Source organism: Methylopila sp. 73B, from assembly GCF_000526315.1.
Lineage (GTDB): Bacteria > Pseudomonadota > Alphaproteobacteria > Rhizobiales > Methylopilaceae > Methylopila.
Map to the genome: position 1 here is coordinate 4,365,381 of NZ_JAFV01000001.1, position 16,195 is coordinate 4,381,575.

The window sequence follows — 16,195 nt, forward strand, 5'->3', positions numbered from 1 at the left end:
TCTTGAGTAGGGTAGGCGCGTGACGATGAACGGGTTCGATTCACGTTCATCTGGAGGAGTGCGCGCGTGGTCAGAAAAGCAGGACGTGAGTTCACGATCCGCGACGTGGCGCGGTCGGCCGAGGTCGCGGTGGGGACCGTGTCGCGCGTGCTGAACGACCATCCTTCCGTGACGCGCGACATGCGCGAGCGCGTCCAGCGCGCCATCGCATCGCTCGGCTACGAGCGGAACGCGGTGGCGCAGAGCATGCGCAGCGCCCGTACGCACATGATCGCCTGCGCAATCCGGGACTTCGACATCCCCGGCTACGTCTCCTACGTGAAGGAGGCCGAGCGCATCTTCCGGGCGGCCGACTACACCTTCCTTCTGGCGAGCACGGCGAACGACAAGGCGGTGGAGCTGTCGCTGTTGCGCAAGTTCGCGCAACGCCGCGTCGACGGCGTGATGATGACGATCAGCGACGAGAACGACCCCGAGCTGATCGCGGCAGTCGAGCAGGCCAAGATGCCGCTGGTCTTGATCGACCGGGAGATGATCCAGAGCGTCGACCGGGTGGCGGCGGACCATCGCTCCGGCGCCCGGCAGGCGACCGATTATCTGCTGTCGCTCGGTCACCGCCGGATCGCGCTGTTCGTCGGCGACCCCCACGCCCATCCGTCGCGCAGCCGCATCGAGGGCTACCGCGACGCCTTCAGAGCGGCGGGGCTCGAGCCGGATCCCTCGCTGATCCGGGACCATTCCCTGTCCAACGAGTTCACCTTCCGCGAAACCGCCGCGCTGATGCAGCGGCCCGAGCCGCCGACGGCGGTCTTCGTCGCGGGCATCGACATGCTGGCGGGCGCGATGCGCGCTTTGAAAGCCGCGGGCCTCGCGATCGGCCGCGACGTCTCCGTGGTGAGCGGCGGCGACTCCGACCTCGCGGAGCTGTCGACGCCGGCGATCACCTCGCTGCAGTGGGATCGCGCGGAGATGGGCCGTCACGCCGCCCAGATGCTTCTCGATCGCGTCACGGGCCGCTCCACCGAACCTCCGCGCTGCGTCCGGGTGCCGGTGTCGCTCGTCGTCCGCGAGTCCTGCCGCCCCCCGCAGTGACCGTCGCGAACGCGCTCGTCGTGAAGATCGGGCGTTGTCGGCCGCGACGTGGCGCTGCGCGCAGCACCCGCCGTGCTTGATTTAGAACGGCCATCGCAGGTCCGATGGAGTCCTCGGCCCGGGCTCGGCTTGAACGGCGGGATGAATGTCATGGGAAACAGTTCGCCCTGACGCGCGTCGCGGCGACGCACGCGAACGCCGCTCGATACTGCAAAGACGGCGTTGTCCGTGGAGCGTTTGATTTCTCGTAAGCGCTTCGGGCTCTTTGCCATGGACAAGAGCCTACGGGAGGGCAGTTAAGAGCGCTCCAGCGCGGGTGCTTTGCGCCGAGGTCGCCGCGTGCAATCGAACTGTAGACTCCTACAGTGCCGTGACACGCAGCCCGTCGCGATGCAGTACGCCCGATAAGAGGGGGCGGCGTCGCGACTGGCTGGGCCGCCTGTGGGACCGAGAATGATTGTTGACCCTTTGACATACGCACCGGCGCCGATTGGATCGGAGGACAGGTACCGTCTGCTCGTCGAAGCCATTAGCGACTACGCGATTTATATGCTCGATCCCGAGGGCCGAGTCGTGAGCTGGAACCCCGGGGCGGAGCGGCTTAAGGGCTATAAGACGGACGAAGTCCTCGGCGAGCATTTCTCTCTGTTTTTTACTCCCGAGGATCAGACCGACGGGCTTCCGGAGAGAGCGCTCGCTACGGCGTTGCGCGAGGGGCGTTTCGAGAGTGAGGGCTGGCGGGTCCGCAAAGATGGCGCGCGCTTTTGGGCGCTCGCAGTGCTTGACCCGATTTACACGCAGACCGGGTCCTTCATCGGCTACGCTAAAATCACTCGTGACCTCACCGAACGGCGAAACGCAGAGCTGGCCCTAGCTCGCAGCGAGCAGCAGTTTCGCCTGCTCGTTCAAGGAGTGTCGGATTACGCCATCTATATGCTCGATCCCCACGGGATCGTGACGAACTGGAACTCGGGTGCGCAGCGCATCAAGGGCTACCGTCCTGACGAGATCATCGGCAGGCATTTCTCGACCTTCTACAGCGAGGAAGATCGTGAGGCAGGATTGCCCGGTGTCGGCCTCCGAACGGCGCGGCTTGAAGGACGCTTCGAAAAGGAAGGATGGCGCCACCGGAAGGACGGATCGCGATTCTACGCACATGTCGTCATTGACGCAATTTTCGACGACGACGGCGCGTTGATCGGCTTTGCCAAGATCACTCGTGACATCACCGAGAAGCGCGCCGCGCAACTGGCGCTGGAACAGGCGCGAGACGCTTTTTTCCAGTCTCAGAAAATGGAGGCGATCGGACAGCTGACCGGCGGCGTCGCCCATGACTTCAACAACCTTCTGATGGTTATCCTAGGGAGCCTCGACCTTCTGAAGCGCCGGCTGCCGCCGGATCGCCGGACAACTCCTCTTTTGGAAAACGCGTTTGAAGCCGCACAGCGGGGCGCCTCTCTGACACAGAGGATGCTGTCCTTCGCACGCAAACAGGAGCTTCGGCTTACGCCCGTAGACCTGAAAACGCTTGTCCAAGGAATGGCGCAGCTGATCAACCGGACGCTTGGAGTTCACTGTAGGATCGAAACGCGGTTCCCTCTTAACCTGCGTTCGGCATTAGCGGACGCTCACCAGCTCGAACTTGCAGTCCTCAATCTTGTCGTCAACGCTCGCGATGCTATGCCGAACGGGGGCGATATCGAGATATCAGGGCGCGACGCCGACCTTGGCCCGGGCAACGAGTTGGCGCTCGCGGAAGGACCCTACGTGCGTCTTTCGGTCAAGGATCATGGCGTGGGGATGGATGAGGCGACGCTTGCGCGTGCGTCCGAGCCGTTCTTCACCACAAAGGGGGTCGGAAAGGGCACCGGCCTCGGCCTCCCAATGGTCCATGGAACGGCGGAGCAGGTGGGCGGGAAGCTTGTTTTGCACAGCGCAGTGGGGAACGGAACAACCGCCGAGATATGGCTGCCAGCCGCGCCGGAGCTCTCGGCTAAGGCCGCCCCTCAGGAAGACGGTCAACACGAAGACGTGCGAACAGAGCCATTGAGCATCCTCTTGGTCGATGACGACTTACTCGTTCTTACAAGCACGGCCGAGCTGATCAAAGATCTGGGGCATGAAGTGCGCGTCGCAGTGTCCGGAGCTGAGGCGCTTAGAGTGCTAGACGAAGAAACGTGGCTCGATCTCGTTATCACAGACGTCTTAATGCCGGGGATGACGGGCATAGAACTCGCAAAAGCAGTGCGATCGCAGAGGCCCGAAATTGCAATCCTGCTTGCTAGCGGGTTCGCCGAGATCCCAAATGATATGCCGAAGCAGTTTAAGAGACTAGCTAAACCTTACCGACGCAATGAACTGGAGCGAATGCTGAGCGCTGTTGCAAATGGACTTAAATTTGGGGATAGTGAGACTCGACGACGTTCAAATGATCCGAGTTGATCGTTCAGCATAGAGGCTGCTCCAAAGCACATTGCGCCTCTTGGCTCCACGACGTCGGCCAGATCGCTTCTCGGCCTCGGGATGGGTGGATGTTTTCACGGGATCTCGATTGGTCCGGAGTCACGACACAAAGCGCCGTTCATTCCTCAGGTTCAAAGCCCCGCCACATGCTGCAGGCGAAGGGCGCGACGCTGCCGACCATCGGCGGAGCGTTCGGCAAGTTCGCCTGCGGTTGGCTGGGCGCGCGCCTCGGCGTCACGCGCACCGTGTTGCTAACGGAAGGCGCCACTGTCGCGCTGATCCTCGGGCCGATGGCCCTCCCTTTGGCGCCGGCGCTCGCCCTGCTGCCGTTGGTGGGGATCGCGCTGAACGGGACATCGTCGGCGCTCTGGTCAACGCGATCGGCCCGATGCTCTGCGCGCAACAGGCGGCGAAGCGCATGTCGTATCGTCACAATGGGCGGGGCGGCGTCGTGATCAACGTCTCGTCGGCGTCGGCGAAGCTTGGCAGTCCGAACGAGTACGTCGACTACGCCGCCTCGAAGGGCGCCCTCGAGACCTTCTCGACCGGCTTCGCCAAAGAGGTCGCGCGCGAGGGCATACGCGTGGTCTGCATCCGCCCGGGGCACATCTACACGGAGATGCACGCGGATGGCGGGGAACCGGGACGGGTGGATCGCGTGAAGGACTTGATCCCGATGGGACGAGGCGGCCAACCGCAGGAGGTCGCGCGGGCGATCCTGTGGCTCGCGAGCGCGGAGGCGTCCTTCGTCACCAACACGACCCTAGACGTCACGGGCGGCAAGTGAGCGGCTGGTGCCAGGCTAAAACTCGTCCATCAAGGCGCTCGGCACGGTCGGCCTGAGGATGGACACGACGTCCCCTCGGCGCCGCATAAGCGGCCCGGGCGCCAACACGCGCTCTCTTCTCCGTTCGACGCTCATCCCTCGCCAATCTGCGGCCATTGCGTGGCCACGTAGTCGACAAAGCTCCGCAGCTTTCGAGAGACCATCCGCGTCTGTGGGAAGAGCAACTGCACGGGCGTTGGCTCGCGCTGATAGGCTTCAAGCAACGCCTGCAGGCGGCCGGCGCGCAGGTCGTCGGCGACATACCAAGAGGGCGCGCGTGTGATGCCGAGGCCGGCGCGCGCGCCCGCCACCATGGGCGTTCAGAATGCGATCGGCCGTCTCGCGATTTCCCACCTCGCCGCAACAACGGTGATGACGGTGAATGTCGCGCAGGCGACGATCGACGCGCTCGACATCTGGCTTGGCGCGGCGCCCGATCATGGAAGGGCCTCCAGGGCAAGGTTGTGGCGTATGGCCCCGGCCATCGGCAGCTTCACCGTCGGCGCTTTCGCTGGCGCTTTTGGCTTCGCTCTCTATGGCTTCGCCTGCGTTGCTGTACCGATCTTTGTGCTTCTGGCTCTCTTTGCACTGCTCGGCCAGCAGAAAGCGACCGCGTAACTCATAGAATTTGATGGGGCGGCGGCCGCCAGAAAAGCGTTTCGACGAGGGCGTATTTTGACGGCGGGCGAGCAGCGCGTGCCAAGCACGATTTCTTCCGTTCCAAGCGGAGAGCGGCAGTCGTTTTGGCTTTCTGCAGCGCAAGCTCAAGCGCATCCTGGACTCAAGCGCCTTCGCCTTCGGCTTCGAGGACCTGCGGCGCTCGCGCCGATCGTCTGCTTCTAGCCCCGCCCAGAACCTCAGGAAGCTCGCAAAGCTGATCCCAGATCTGAGCCCACGCCGGCTTGAAACCTCGCCGCCTTCGCTCGGCGGTCAAACGAACGACGCTTCGGCTCGAAAGCGCGGACGAACACCGACTTCTCCAACGGTGTCGGTCATTGCCGGCCGGCCGCTCGCAGCCGCTTGGCGCCGCCGTCCGACGTCGGCCATGGCATGACGCCATCCGCAGATGATCACAGCGCACGCACCGCCCCCGCCAGCGGCCACGGCCGGACCAAGATCGACTTTTCGTCTCCTTCCCTGCCTTGACGATCGTCAAGGTTTCCGGTCTGCGCCAGGCGTCTGATCACGACGTAGACACGGCTCGACGCCAGACTCGATTTGGCCTGGGTCGCGCAACGTTATTCGGATGGAGGCGGGCATGGCCACCAAGGTGATCGGCATTGATCTCGGCACAACCAATTCCTGCGTGGCCGTGATGGAAGGCAAGCAGGCGAAAGTGATCGAGAATGCAGAAGGGTCTCGGACGACGCCGTCCATGGTCGCCTTTGGCAAGGACGGCGAAGTCCTTGTCGGCCAGCCGGCCAAGCGCCAGGCCGTCACCAATCCGGAGAACACCATCTTCGCCATCAAACGACTGATCGGACGTCGGTTTGACGACCCGATCGTCGAGAAGGACAAGGGACTAGTGTCCTACAAGATCGTGCCCGGCGACAATGGGGACGCCTGGGTCGAGGCGAACGGCAAGAAATATTCGCCCTCGCAGGTCTCCGCTTACATCCTGCAGAAGATGAAGGAGACGGCTGAACAGTATCTCGGGGAGACCGTCACGCAGGCCGTCATCACGGTCCCGGCCTATTTCAACGATTCCCAGCGCCAGGCGACCAAGGACGCGGGCCGGATCGCCGGCCTCGAGGTCCTGCGCATCATCAACGAGCCGACCGCGGCCGCGCTCGCTTACGGGTTGGACAAGAAAGGGCAAGGCACGATCGCCGTCTACGATCTCGGCGGCGGCACCTTCGACATCTCGGTCCTCGACATCGGCGACGGCGTGTTCGAGGTGAAGTCGACCAACGGCGACACTTTCCTCGGCGGCGAAGACTTCGACAAGCGGATCATCGATTTCCTCGCGGACGAGTTCCGCAAGCAGCAGGGCATCGACCTGCGCAACGACCGTCTGGCCCTCCAACGGCTGCGCGAAGCGGCCGAGAGAGCGAAGATCGAGCTGTCCTCGACCTTTGAAACCAGCATCAATCTGCCCTTCATCAGCGCGGACCAGACCGGCCCCAAGCATCTCGACATCAGGCTGACCCGCTCGAAGCTTGAAGTTCTCGTGGAAGATCTGGTGCAGAGGACGATCGCCCCCTGCATGGCGGCGCTCAAGGATGCGGCGCTCGACGCGGGCAAGATCGGCGAGGTCGTTCTGGTCGGCGGCATGACGCGCATGCCGAAGGTCCAGGAGGTGGTGAAGCAGTTCTTCGGCAAGGAGCCTCACAAGGGCGTCAACCCCGACGAGGTCGTCGCCATCGGCGCCGCGATCCAGGCCGGCGTGTTGCAGGGCGATGTCAAGGACGTCCTGCTGCTCGACGTCACTCCGCTCTCGCTCGGCATCGAGACGCTCGGCGGCGTGTTCACCCGGCTGATCGAGCGCAACACCACCATTCCCGCCAAGAAGAGCCAGACCTTCTCGACGGCCGAAGACAATCAGCAGGCGGTGACCATCCGCGTGTTCCAGGGCGAACGCGAGATGGCCGCCGACAACAAGCTGCTCGGCCAGTTCGACCTCGTCGGCATACCGCCCGCGCCGCGCGGCGCGCCGCAGATCGAGGTGACGTTTGACATCGACGCCAACGGCATCGTCAACGTCTCGGCCAAGGACAAAGGCACGGGCAAGGAGCAGCAGATCCGCATCCAGGCCTCGGGCGGCCTGTCGGACGCCGACATCGAGAAGATGGTGAAGGACGCCGAGGCCAACGCCGAAGCGGACAAGAAACGCCGCGCCTTGGCGGAAGCCCGCAACCAGGCGGAAAGTCTCGTTCACTCGACCGAGAAGTCGCTCGCCGAACATGGCGGCAAGCTCCAGTCGGCGGACAAGACCGCGATCGAGACCGCGTTGGCCGAGCTCAAAGCGGCGGTGGCCGGCGAGGATGTGTCTCTGATCGAAACCAAGAGCCAAGCCCTGTCGCAAGCGTCGACCAAGATCGATCAGGCCGCGAACAGCGCCGCCGACGCGCAAGGCGATGGCGAAGCCGGGTCAGCGGGGGGGCCCGAAGAAGACGATGTGGTCGACGCCGAGTTCGAGGAGGTCGACGAGCAGAAGCGGGCGAAGCGGTGACGGCGACGACCGGCTCCGACCGGCGAAGCGGGGAGATGGCTCAATGAATGAAACCACGAACGCGGCCGGCGCAGCCGGCCCCGATCGCGAGCCGCTGCAGGGCGAGCCCGCGCCGGACACATCCATGGCCAAACTTGCCGAGGAACTGGCGACGACCAAGGATCGCCTGCTTCGCTCCCTCGCCGAGCAGGAGAATGCGCGCGAACTGGCGCGACGGCAGCGCGAGGATGCGGTCCGCTATGCGGCGTCCGCCTTCGCCCGCGATCTTCTGGCGACGGCGGACAATCTTGAGCGCGCCATCGCCAGCGCGCCGGAGGACCTGCGATCGGAGCCCGCCGTCGCCCCATTGATCGCCGGCGTCGAGGCGACGCGCCGCGCTCTGCTCGACGCCTTCGCAAAGCACGGCCTTCATCGGCTCGATCCGATCGGCGAGCCGTTCGACCCCCACCGGCATCAGGCGAGCTTCGAGGTGGCGGACTCACAGTACGAGCCTGGCGCGGTGGCGCAGGTCATCCAGCCCGGCTACATGCACCATGAGCGTCTGTTGCGCCCGGCGCTGGTCGGCGTCAGCAAGCACGCTGCGCCGCCGAGCGCGCCCCGCGAGACGTAGACGCGTCAGCTGTTCTCGCCTGCGCCATCATCCCGAGCGCGCACTAGCCAGTAGACCACGCCCAGCGCGAGAGCCGCGGCCGCCAAGGCGATGACGTGCGGCGCATCGGTCTCAGCGAGATCGAGAATGATGAACTTTCGGCAGATCGCGAGCAGCGCTATCAAAACCACCGCGCTGATTTGAAATAGGTCGCCGCCGGGCTCCGCCGCCACCAGCAGCGACTTCTTGAACTCAAGCGCGATGATGACGGTGAAAATCATGCCGAACACGGCTTGAAAGACGGAGTAGTCGGCGGGATCCACTCCGCCGGAGAGGACCAGGCCGAATAGGACTTTCAAGCTCAGCGTCCATACCGCCGCGATGACGACGATGGAAATAAGGGCGGTGAGCGCGAGGATGACGACATACTCGAAGCGCTTATAGATCGTGAGGGGTATAAACGCTGCTCGAACGGCCCTGAGTTCGTCCTTGATCGCCACTGCGACCTCCCGTTGCTCGATCGGCGTTCTTGATTTCTTTTACATGGTGGTACGAGATCGGCGGGCCGGCGGCAGCGTGCAATCAGCCCTGCGCCGGCCAAGAGGATGCGTCGCGGCGTCCGACCAGATGCGCTGGCGCACCGGGAGATCCTGCACGGCGACGGCCGTGCTCAGGCCTCGCAGCGCTTGGCGGAGGCCATGGATCTGATCAATCAGGTCGAGGATGACGGCGACGCCGTCTTGATTGACGCCCATGGGACCCGCGAGATCGCGGATCAGCTCCGCCCTCGCTACGTCCACCTCGGAGAATGCGATGACGCCGTCGCCGTCTGGCGCATGTATCCAGCCTGCCTCTATCCAGCGCTGCAGCGACCGACGCCCTACGCTGACTCTGCGGCACATTTCGGCGCGGTCGATCGTCATGCTTGCAACCCTTCGCGAGGATCATGGGTCTTGCCCGCCTTCCAGCGCTTGGCGAAAGCCTCGAGCTCGGGGTCGATCTTCGCCGGCAGCACGATCTTCAATGTCACGTACTCGTCGCCGCGTTTGTCGCCGCGTCCCGGCGCGCCCTTGCCCTTCAGGCGCAGCACTTTCCCGGTGTTGGACCCTTTGGGAATGGACAGGGTGACGGGTCCCGACGGCGTCGGCGCGACGACCTTCCCGCCGAGCACCGCTTCGGGGAGAGAGATCGGCAGATCGAGGGTGATGTTCAGGCCGTCGCGGCGGAAGAAGGGATGGGGCCGTACGGCGATCTCGATCAGCGCGTCGCCCGCTTCGCCGCCCTCCGCTCCGGGATCTCCCTTGCCGGCGAGCCGGAGCACCTGACCGTCGTGGGCGCCGGGCGGAATGACCACATCGAGAGAGGTCCCCTCGGGCAGGACGATGCGCCGCGTGGCCCCGTTCACCGCGTCCAGGAAATCGACCTCGAGGCGAAAGCGCCGATCAGCGCCCCGCATGCGGAAGCCGCGCCGACCGCTGCGCGAGAAGAACGAGGAGATGATGTCATCGGCGTCGTCAAAATCGTGGAAGCCGGATGTCTGGCTGTATCCGTCGGACGCGCCGCCGGCTTCGGCGAAGTCCCGATAGTAGCGGCGCTGAGGCTGCTCGGCGCCGGAGGCGTCGATCTCGCCGCGATCGAAGCGCGCGCGTTTGTCCTCGTCGCCCAGAACGTCATAAGCCGCCGACACGTCCTGGAACTTGCTCTGCGCCTGCCGGTCCCCAGGATTGAGATCCGGGTGCAGTTTCTTGGCGAGATTGCGAAAGGCCGACTGGATGTCCTTCTGCGAGGCGTCTCTTGAGACGCCCAGCACTTCGTAGGGATCGGTCGCGGCCATCGCATCTGGTCTCCCCATGCGTTGATGGAGCACGATAATTCGTCTCGCCGATGAGCGAATTGACGATCGTCAACGAGGCCGGGAACCGCCTTCTGCACTCTTGCCGCCTTCCCCCGCTCTCAGCCAATGGGGAGCGGAAGCGCGCCGGAGCGACGTCCTGAGCGCCAGATCGGGCAGGACCAACCGGACTCCGGGCGCGGCCAAACGCGCACGGGTGCAAACCCATCGAACACAACGGCGCGACCATGCGCTCTAGGGCTCTGTCCCTCCCTGACTTGATGCGGCGTCACGCCCCGGATCCAAGCTCGCAGCCGACGAGCTGCGAAAGCTGACGACCGTCAAGGCGGCCCATGGACTTCCAAGCCAGCCTTCGGCCACGCAGCGCACGACAGGCGCCTGCGGTTCCTCAGCCGATCCAGAGCACGGGAGAGCGAGATGAAATCCGACGGCGACATCAAACGCGACGTGGAAGCCGAACTCAAATGGGACGCCGATATCGACGCGACCGACATTGCGGTCGCGGTCAAGGGCGGCGTCGTCACCCTGACCGGCTTCGTTCGGAGCTATACGCAGAAGTGGCAGGCCGAACGCGACGTGAAGCACGTCGGCGGCGTGCTGGGCGTGGCCAACGACATCGAGGTGCGCTTGCCAAGCGGCAGCGAGCGGCCAGACCCGGAGCTCGCGCGCGACGCGGTGACTGCGCTCAAGAACGAGCTGCCCTTCTCGCATGAGAACATCAAGGTGGTGGTGAAGAACGGCTGGGTCACGCTCGAAGGCAATGCGGAATGGAACTACCAGCGCACGCGCGCGGAAGAGGCCGTGCGGCGCGTTCGCGGCATCAAGGGCGTCATCAACACGATCGTCCTCAAGCCGCGCGTCACCCCCACCGAGATCAAGGCCAAGATCGAGGACGCCTTTCGCCGCAGCGCGGAGATCGACGCCAACCAGATCACTGTTGAAGCTCACGGGGGCGAGGTGATCCTCAAGGGCGCCGTCAGATCATGGGCCGAGCGGCAGGAAGCCGAACGCGCCGCCTGGCGCGCGCCCGGCGTCACCAAGGTCGAGAACCGGATCACGATCCGCCTCTGACGTTGAGGCGGCGCTGGTCTGAAGCGGCCCGGCGGACCCGTCGGGCCGAACGTCCGACCCGCTGACGCCGTCGGCGCCCAGTTCGGGAACCGCGTCCCGCCATGCACGACGCCCTGTTGACCCAGAGCCTGCTGTTGGTCCTCGCTTCGGCTCTCGCTGTCGGCGTGTTCGCAGCGTGGGGGATGCCGGCGGTCATGGGCTATCTGGTCGCCGGCGTGGCGATCGGTCCGTACGGTCTGGACATGATCGCGGCGGGCGAGGAGACGCGCTTCCTGGCCGAGCTCGGCCTCGTCTTCCTGATGTTTATGGTGGGGCTGGAGTTCTCGCCGTCGACTCTGCTCGCGGCGCGGTACGACGTGCTGCTCGCCGGCGGCCTGCAGGTTGGCGCGACGATGGCGGCGGTGGCGGGGCCGTTATGGCTGCTCGGGCTCGATCCACGGCTTTGCGTGCTGCTCGGCGGCGCCGTCGCGATGTCGTCCACCGCGATCGCCGGCAAGCAACTCGCCGAACAGGGCGAACTCGGCACGCAGCATGGCAGGCGCGCCATCAGCATCTTGCTGTTCCAGGATCTCGCGACCATCCCCCTGCTCGTGCTGCTCGACAGCTGGGCGCGGCAAGACTCCGTCACGCCGCTCGGCCTCGCGGGGCGTCTTGGGCTGGCGGCCCTCGCGCTCGCCGCCGCGGCGGTGATCTCGCGCCCGGTGGTGCGCGCGCTGTTCGCCGGGGTGGTGAAGTCCCGCTCCAACGACCTGTTCCTGCTCGCCGCCCTCCTCGTGGCGCTGGGCGCCGCCTATCTGGTTCATCTCGCCGGCCTCGCGCTGCCGGTCGGCGCCTTCATCGCAGGAATGGTGATCGGCGAGAGCGATTTCCGCCATCGGGTGGACGACGACATCCGGCCGTTCCGCGATGTGCTGGTCGGCCTGTTCTTCGTCACCATCGGCATGTCGCTCGATCCCAGACTGATCCTTGAGCATCCGGCGACCATCCTCGCCTGGATGGCCGTGTTCCTTGTGGGAAAGCCGATCGTCATCCTCGGCGTGTGCCTGCTGCTCGGCCGCTCGTTCGCGACCTCGGTTCGGATCGCGCTCATCCTCGGTCATGGCGGGGAATTCGGCCTGCTCCTGCTGACGCTCGCCATGACGACCGGGCTGATGCCTCCGGCGATCGGCCAGCCCGTGCTGATCGCTCTGGCGCTGACCATGGGCCTCGCGCCGCTGATCATTCAGCGTAACGCCATATTCGGACGGCTTTTCGACCGCCGGCGGAGGCGAATGACAGCCGATGAAGCGGCGATCCGCGAGGCGACCGGAGGGCTGGACGGCCATATTGTGTTGTGCGGCTGCGGCCGCGTCGGTCGGCTGGTGGCGACGGCTCTTGAAGCCGCCAAGCTGCCGCACCTCCTCATCGAGGCCGACCATGCGCGCTTCAAGGAAGCCCAGCGCCTGGGCCACAAGGTGGTTCACGGCGACGCCGGCCACCACCGGATCCTCGCGGCGGCGGGCATCGCGAACGTCAAGCTGGTGATCATCACCTTCGACCACCGGCCGGTCGTCGAGCGCATCCTGGCCTTTGCACGCGGGCGGAACCCATCGATCGCCTGCATCGTCAGCACGAACGACGATCGCGACATGGCCGATTTCGTCCAGGCTGGCGCAAGCGTTGTCTTCCCGGAAAATCTGGCGGCCGGCCTCGGCCTCGCCGACCAAGCCCTATTGGTCTCCGGGCTCACCCAGGAAGAGGCCGGGCGCCTTGTCACCGCGCTGCGCGCCGAGCTCAGTCCCGAATTGCGCGACCGTGTCGGCATCTGAACGCAACGTCGGCGCGAGCGCGAGAGGGGGAATTGACGACCGTCAAGGTTGCGCGCCCAACCTCCGGGTACGGTGAAGCGAGAACAGTACTCAGGCGCAAGCGGACCTCGGAGGCGCAGTAATGATTAAGATCCAGTCCGTCAGCCCCCGTGTGGAGGCCATGAACGCCGTGCTGGCCGACAACTGGTGGGCGGTCGCGCTGCGCGGCCTCTTCGCCGTGCTGTTCGGCGTCGCCGCCTTCGCCATGCCCGGCGCGGCGTTGTTGGCTCTCGTGCTCGTCTTCGCCGCCTATAGTCTGGTCGACGGGGTCCTCAACATCGTGCTTGCGGCGCGCGGCGCACGAAAGGGCGAGCGTTGGGGGCTGCTTCTCCTCAACGGACTGTTCGGAGTGGTCGTCGGCGTCCTGACGGCGTTCTTGCCGGGCGTCACTGTGGTCGCCTTCGTCTTCATGATTGGGGCGTGGGCGCTGGTCTCCGGCGGGCTCATGCTTGGGACCGCGCTCAGCGTCAAGATAAGCCATGGACGGTGGATATTGGTGGTCGGCGGCGTCGCGTCGCTGATCTACGGCGTGCTGCTGTTCGCCGCGCCGCTGATCGGCGCGCTGGTGCTCACCTGGTGGTTGGCGGCCTATTCGCTGGTGCTGGGCGTGATCCTGATCGCCTTGGCCTTTCAGCTCCGGAAGCATCGCGGCGAACACGAGCCAGGACAATTGGCGGCGTCCGCCTGACCCCCAGGGAGGCAAACCATGACAGAAATCCTTGCGAAGGGCGCTCAGGCCCCCGACTTCACCCTTCACGTCACTCCCGACCAGACGCTCTCGCTCAGCGAATTTTCCGGTCGTCGGGTGGTGCTGGCCTTCTACCCGGCGGACTGGAGTCCGGTCTGCGGCGACCAGATGTCCCTCTACAACCACATCCTCCCGGAGTTTCGCCGCTACGGCGCGGAGCTGCTCGGCATCTCGGTCGACGGCGCCTGGTGCCATCAGGCGTTCGCCCGCGACCGCAAGCTGCACTTCGCGCTGCTGTCGGACTTCGAGCCAAAGGGCGCGGTCGCGAAAAGCTACTCCGCTTATCGGGAGACGGAGGGGGTGGCGGAGCGGGCGCTGTTTGTCATTGACGAGAAAGGCATAATCGCCTGGAGCTACCGCTCTCCGATCGCGGTGAATCCGGGCGCCGACGGCATTTTGGATGCGCTTGAAGGGCTGCCAGCAACGGAGAACAAAGATGGCGACGCTCAGGGTTCCCGTAACATCGCATGACCACATCCGAGGCAGCCAGGAGGCGCTCGTGACGCTGGTCGAGTACGGCGATTATGAATGCCCTTACTGCGGAGCGGCGCAGCCTGTCATCGAACGGGTCCAGGCGCGCTTCAGCCGCGAACTTCGCCTGGTCTTCCGGCACTTCCCTCTGGTCGAGGTGCATCCGCATTCGGGCCCGGCGGCGGAGACGGCGGAGTTCGCCGGCGGCAACGGCCTGTTCTGGTCGATGCACGACGCGCTGTTCGCCAATCAGCGCCGGTTGAGCGTGCCGTTGATGATCGCGCTGGCCTCCAGCCTGAACCTTTCGACTGTTGCGCTGCGCGACGCTCTCGCCTCCGGCCTCTACGCCGGAAAGGTCCGGGCTGACTTCGCTGGCGGCGTGCGCAGCGGCGTCAATGGCACGCCTACCTTCTTCATCAATGGCGCGCGTTACGACAGCCCCAACGGGGTGTTTGGACTTGGCGAGGCCATCGATCGGCTCCTCCTGGCGACGACGCGTTAGCTCTTTTCAAGGAACTGACGGTCGTCAACGCAACTCGCCCCACCAACAGTCACCGTGGCTCCTCATGCAAACACTTAGATAAAATGAGGATACCATGTCATTCGCCACACGATCGCACCACGTCGGCAAATCTAGCGACGACATATCTACGTCCAATCACATCTTAAGTCGGCGCGCCGCCTCGGCTTGCGTCCTGTCGGCCGCGGCCCTGATCTGTTCGGGGGCCGCCGACGCCGTTCAGGCGCAGGTTGTTCGCCTCGTCGTTGTCGACATAAAAGCTGTCGCGCAAGGCTATCAGGTATCCAAGCTCATCGGCGCGAACGTCGAGAACGACAAGAAGGAAAAGATCGGGTCGCTGGACGATCTGATCATTACGAAAGACCGGGATCTGTTCGCCATTCTCCAGGTGGGCGGCTTCTTGGGATTGGGCGGCCACCTCGTCGCGGTTCCCTATACAAGCCTTAATATCAGCGATGACGGCGGCAGCATCACCCTCGGCGGCGGCTCGAAGGAAGCTCTCGGGAAGCTGCCGGAGTTCCAGTACAAGCAGTGACGTCCACCGTCGCGCCGGACGGCAGGCGCCGATCGTGACGCCCGGCGCGTATCGACGATCAGTGCAGACTGGACCTGTCGGCCCCCGACTGGACGACGAGGCTCCGGTGCAACAGGGCGAAGCCTTGCATGACGCCGAGATAGTCCTGGTTTCGAGCGGCGAATTGATGCGCCATCTGCATCAGTTCGGGATTGGTCTTCTCGAGACTATCCATGGAGCGGAACGTGAACGCCTCGGCGCCATGCTCGTCGATCTCCCGGACGATCTTCTCCCGCGTTTCCGGGGCGACGCGCGGGAGCGGACTCATCGTCGGATGTCCCAGCGCGACGACGGCTTCGAAGGCGAGCGCCCTGTAGAACATGCCGAAGCCGACCATCACCTTCGGCGCCTCGCCGACATCGTCGGCGCATTTCTGCGCCATCTGCAAAAGCTCCGGATTGTCGCGCCGCATGCCCTCGACAATCTCCGCCATACAGGCTTCAGGGCCGAGATCGTCGAACTCCCGGGCGATCCGCTCGCGCGTCAGTTCCGACACATGGGGAAGAAAACTCATCAGCAACGTTTTCCTTTCGGATGAAGCTTGCTCGCTCCCATATGTGGCCAAGCTTGCCGAAAGCAAAGCTGCTCTGTCGAACGCGCGACGTTGGCCATTTTGGTCAGGCGATCCAGTAAATTGACGGCGGTCGCCGGATCTGAAAGCTCGGACCACACTTCTGCGATCCGTAAACGCCCTGGCGCGACCGGCTGGTGTCACAAACCCGATCCCGCGCTGGATCGCAGCCTCAACGGCCAAGGTATGATCAACAAATACCGGATCATCCGGCCGGACGGAACGGTGCGTTGGAAGACCGCGTTTTCTCCTGCCTGGGGCCTCGCTGGCAGTTCAGTTCGCCGTCGGGTTCGCCGGGACGGACCCACTTCATCTCGTGCGGCAGGCCGGCGCCGCGTTGCACCGATCCAAGGCGAAGCCCGATCACCCGCCCCTTGCCTTCGCGGCTGAGGATGAGCG

17 protein-coding genes and 2 pseudogenes are annotated in these 16,195 nt (G+C 64.8%); 13 read left to right on the forward strand and 6 right to left on the reverse strand.

Going from position 1 to position 16,195, the window contains the following annotated elements:
• Positions 1–66: 66 nt before the first annotated feature.
• The 4 genes and pseudogenes from K244_RS0121015 to K244_RS22420 all read left to right on the forward strand — a co-directional run.
• Complete coding sequence (locus K244_RS0121015; protein ID WP_020188271.1) at positions 67–1,092, forward strand: LacI family DNA-binding transcriptional regulator; 1,026 nt, start codon at positions 67–69, stop codon at positions 1,090–1,092.
• Positions 1,093–1,545: 453 nt separating this feature from the next.
• A complete protein-coding gene (locus tag K244_RS0121020) occupies positions 1,546–3,534 on the forward strand; it encodes a PAS domain-containing sensor histidine kinase (RefSeq protein WP_051460045.1) in 1,989 nt (662 codons plus the stop codon).
• A 200-nt stretch (positions 3,535–3,734) separates the two neighbouring features.
• A pseudogene (locus tag K244_RS24280) lies at positions 3,735–3,932 on the forward strand (MFS transporter); the annotation flags it as partial.
• Positions 3,926–4,342 (forward strand): annotated as a pseudogene (locus K244_RS22420) (SDR family oxidoreductase); the annotation flags it as partial. The pseudogenes K244_RS24280 and K244_RS22420, both read left to right, overlap by 7 nt.
• Before the next feature lie 131 nt (positions 4,343–4,473).
• On the opposite strand, the gene K244_RS0121035 reads toward K244_RS22420, so the two are convergent.
• Positions 4,474–4,695, reverse strand: coding sequence for a LysR substrate-binding domain-containing protein (locus K244_RS0121035; protein WP_081761524.1), 222 nt, complete (start codon positions 4,693–4,695; stop codon positions 4,474–4,476).
• On the opposite strand from K244_RS0121035, the gene K244_RS0121040 reads away from it, so the two are divergent.
• From K244_RS0121040 to K244_RS0121050, 3 genes are all read left to right on the forward strand, one after another.
• A complete protein-coding gene (locus K244_RS0121040) occupies positions 4,694–4,999 on the forward strand; it encodes a DUF1275 family protein (RefSeq protein WP_197027194.1) in 306 nt (101 codons plus the stop codon). The two genes, K244_RS0121035 and K244_RS0121040, sit on opposite strands and share 2 nt — an antisense overlap.
• 640 nt (positions 5,000–5,639) lie before the next feature.
• Positions 5,640–7,553 carry a molecular chaperone DnaK gene (dnaK, locus tag K244_RS0121045; protein WP_020188278.1) on the forward strand — a complete coding sequence of 638 codons (1,914 nt, stop codon included), beginning with the start codon at positions 5,640–5,642 and terminating at the stop codon, positions 7,551–7,553.
• A gap of 43 nt (positions 7,554–7,596) precedes the next feature.
• Positions 7,597–8,163: a nucleotide exchange factor GrpE gene (locus K244_RS0121050; RefSeq protein ID WP_020188279.1), complete on the forward strand. Its 567-nt coding sequence runs from the start codon at positions 7,597–7,599 to the stop codon at positions 8,161–8,163.
• A 5-nt stretch (positions 8,164–8,168) separates the two neighbouring features.
• On the opposite strand, the gene K244_RS0121055 is transcribed toward K244_RS0121050, so the two are convergent.
• Genes K244_RS0121055 through K244_RS0121065 form a run of 3 tightly spaced genes read right to left on the reverse strand, consistent with a single transcriptional unit; the run spans position 8,169 to position 9,976 of the window.
• Positions 8,169–8,642 carry a phosphate-starvation-inducible PsiE family protein gene (locus K244_RS0121055; protein ID WP_020188280.1) on the reverse strand — a complete coding sequence of 158 codons (474 nt, stop codon included), beginning with the start codon at positions 8,640–8,642 and terminating at the stop codon, positions 8,169–8,171.
• A gap of 39 nt (positions 8,643–8,681) precedes the next feature.
• Positions 8,682–9,065: a chaperone modulator CbpM gene (locus K244_RS22425; RefSeq protein ID WP_020188281.1), complete on the reverse strand. Its 384-nt coding sequence runs from the start codon at positions 9,063–9,065 to the stop codon at positions 8,682–8,684.
• The gene (locus K244_RS0121065; RefSeq protein WP_020188282.1) at positions 9,062–9,976 is read right to left on the reverse strand and encodes a J domain-containing protein; all 915 of its coding nucleotides are present in this window, start codon (positions 9,974–9,976) and stop codon (positions 9,062–9,064) included. The genes K244_RS22425 and K244_RS0121065 overlap by 4 nt, the downstream gene beginning before the upstream one ends.
• Positions 9,977–10,411: 435 nt before the next feature.
• Here K244_RS0121065 and K244_RS0121070 point away from each other — a divergent pair, with 435 nt between their 5' ends.
• The 6 genes from K244_RS0121070 (at position 10,412) to K244_RS0121095 (ending at position 15,186) form a co-directional block, all read left to right on the forward strand.
• Positions 10,412–11,065 carry a BON domain-containing protein gene (locus K244_RS0121070; RefSeq protein ID WP_020188283.1) on the forward strand — a complete coding sequence of 218 codons (654 nt, stop codon included), beginning with the start codon at positions 10,412–10,414 and terminating at the stop codon, positions 11,063–11,065.
• Positions 11,066–11,166: 101 nt separating this feature from the next.
• On the forward strand, positions 11,167–12,873 hold the full coding sequence (locus K244_RS0121075; RefSeq protein WP_020188284.1) for a cation:proton antiporter: 1,707 nt from the start codon (positions 11,167–11,169) through the stop codon (positions 12,871–12,873).
• A 121-nt stretch (positions 12,874–12,994) separates the two neighbouring features.
• A complete protein-coding gene (locus K244_RS0121080; protein WP_020188285.1) occupies positions 12,995–13,600 on the forward strand; it encodes an HdeD family acid-resistance protein in 606 nt (201 codons plus the stop codon).
• 18 nt (positions 13,601–13,618) lie between these two features.
• Positions 13,619–14,131 carry a redoxin domain-containing protein gene (locus tag K244_RS0121085; protein ID WP_020188286.1) on the forward strand — a complete coding sequence of 171 codons (513 nt, stop codon included), beginning with the start codon at positions 13,619–13,621 and terminating at the stop codon, positions 14,129–14,131.
• 28 nt (positions 14,132–14,159) lie between these two features.
• Positions 14,160–14,633 (forward strand): DsbA family protein, encoded by a 474-nt coding sequence (locus K244_RS0121090; protein WP_020188287.1) that lies wholly within the window; start codon positions 14,160–14,162, stop codon positions 14,631–14,633.
• A 94-nt stretch (positions 14,634–14,727) separates the two neighbouring features.
• Complete coding sequence (locus tag K244_RS0121095) at positions 14,728–15,186, forward strand: PRC-barrel domain-containing protein (RefSeq protein ID WP_020188288.1); 459 nt, start codon at positions 14,728–14,730, stop codon at positions 15,184–15,186.
• Between the two features lie 58 nt (positions 15,187–15,244).
• Here K244_RS0121095 and K244_RS0121100 read toward each other — a convergent pair whose 3' ends face one another.
• Both K244_RS0121100 and K244_RS24050 read right to left on the reverse strand, forming a co-directional pair.
• Positions 15,245–15,805 (reverse strand): hypothetical protein, encoded by a 561-nt coding sequence (locus tag K244_RS0121100; RefSeq protein ID WP_245259796.1) that lies wholly within the window; start codon positions 15,803–15,805, stop codon positions 15,245–15,247.
• 196 nt (positions 15,806–16,001) lie between these two features.
• Positions 16,002–16,195: hypothetical protein (locus tag K244_RS24050; RefSeq protein WP_210164323.1), on the reverse strand; the 194-nt coding region annotated here is incomplete at its 5' end.

Coding starts and splice junctions, on each gene's coding strand:
- K244_RS0121020 (WP_051460045.1), top strand. CDS start 1,546: ATGATTGTTGACCCTTTGACATACGCACCGGCGCCGATTGGATCGGAG.
- K244_RS0121040 (WP_197027194.1), top strand. CDS start 4,694: ATGGGCGTTCAGAATGCGATCGGCCGTCTCGCGATTTCCCACCTCGCC.
- K244_RS0121035 (WP_081761524.1), bottom strand. CDS start 4,695: ATGGTGGCGGGCGCGCGCGCCGGCCTCGGCATCACACGCGCGCCCTCT.
- dnaK (WP_020188278.1), top strand. CDS start 5,640: ATGGCCACCAAGGTGATCGGCATTGATCTCGGCACAACCAATTCCTGC.
- K244_RS0121050 (WP_020188279.1), top strand. CDS start 7,597: ATGAATGAAACCACGAACGCGGCCGGCGCAGCCGGCCCCGATCGCGAG.
- K244_RS22425 (WP_020188281.1), bottom strand. CDS start 9,065: ATGACGATCGACCGCGCCGAAATGTGCCGCAGAGTCAGCGTAGGGCGT.
- K244_RS0121065 (WP_020188282.1), bottom strand. CDS start 9,976: ATGGCCGCGACCGATCCCTACGAAGTGCTGGGCGTCTCAAGAGACGCC.
- K244_RS0121070 (WP_020188283.1), top strand. CDS start 10,412: ATGAAATCCGACGGCGACATCAAACGCGACGTGGAAGCCGAACTCAAA.
- K244_RS0121075 (WP_020188284.1), top strand. CDS start 11,167: ATGCACGACGCCCTGTTGACCCAGAGCCTGCTGTTGGTCCTCGCTTCG.
- K244_RS0121080 (WP_020188285.1), top strand. CDS start 12,995: ATGATTAAGATCCAGTCCGTCAGCCCCCGTGTGGAGGCCATGAACGCC.
- K244_RS0121085 (WP_020188286.1), top strand. CDS start 13,619: ATGACAGAAATCCTTGCGAAGGGCGCTCAGGCCCCCGACTTCACCCTT.
- K244_RS0121095 (WP_020188288.1), top strand. CDS start 14,728: ATGTCATTCGCCACACGATCGCACCACGTCGGCAAATCTAGCGACGAC.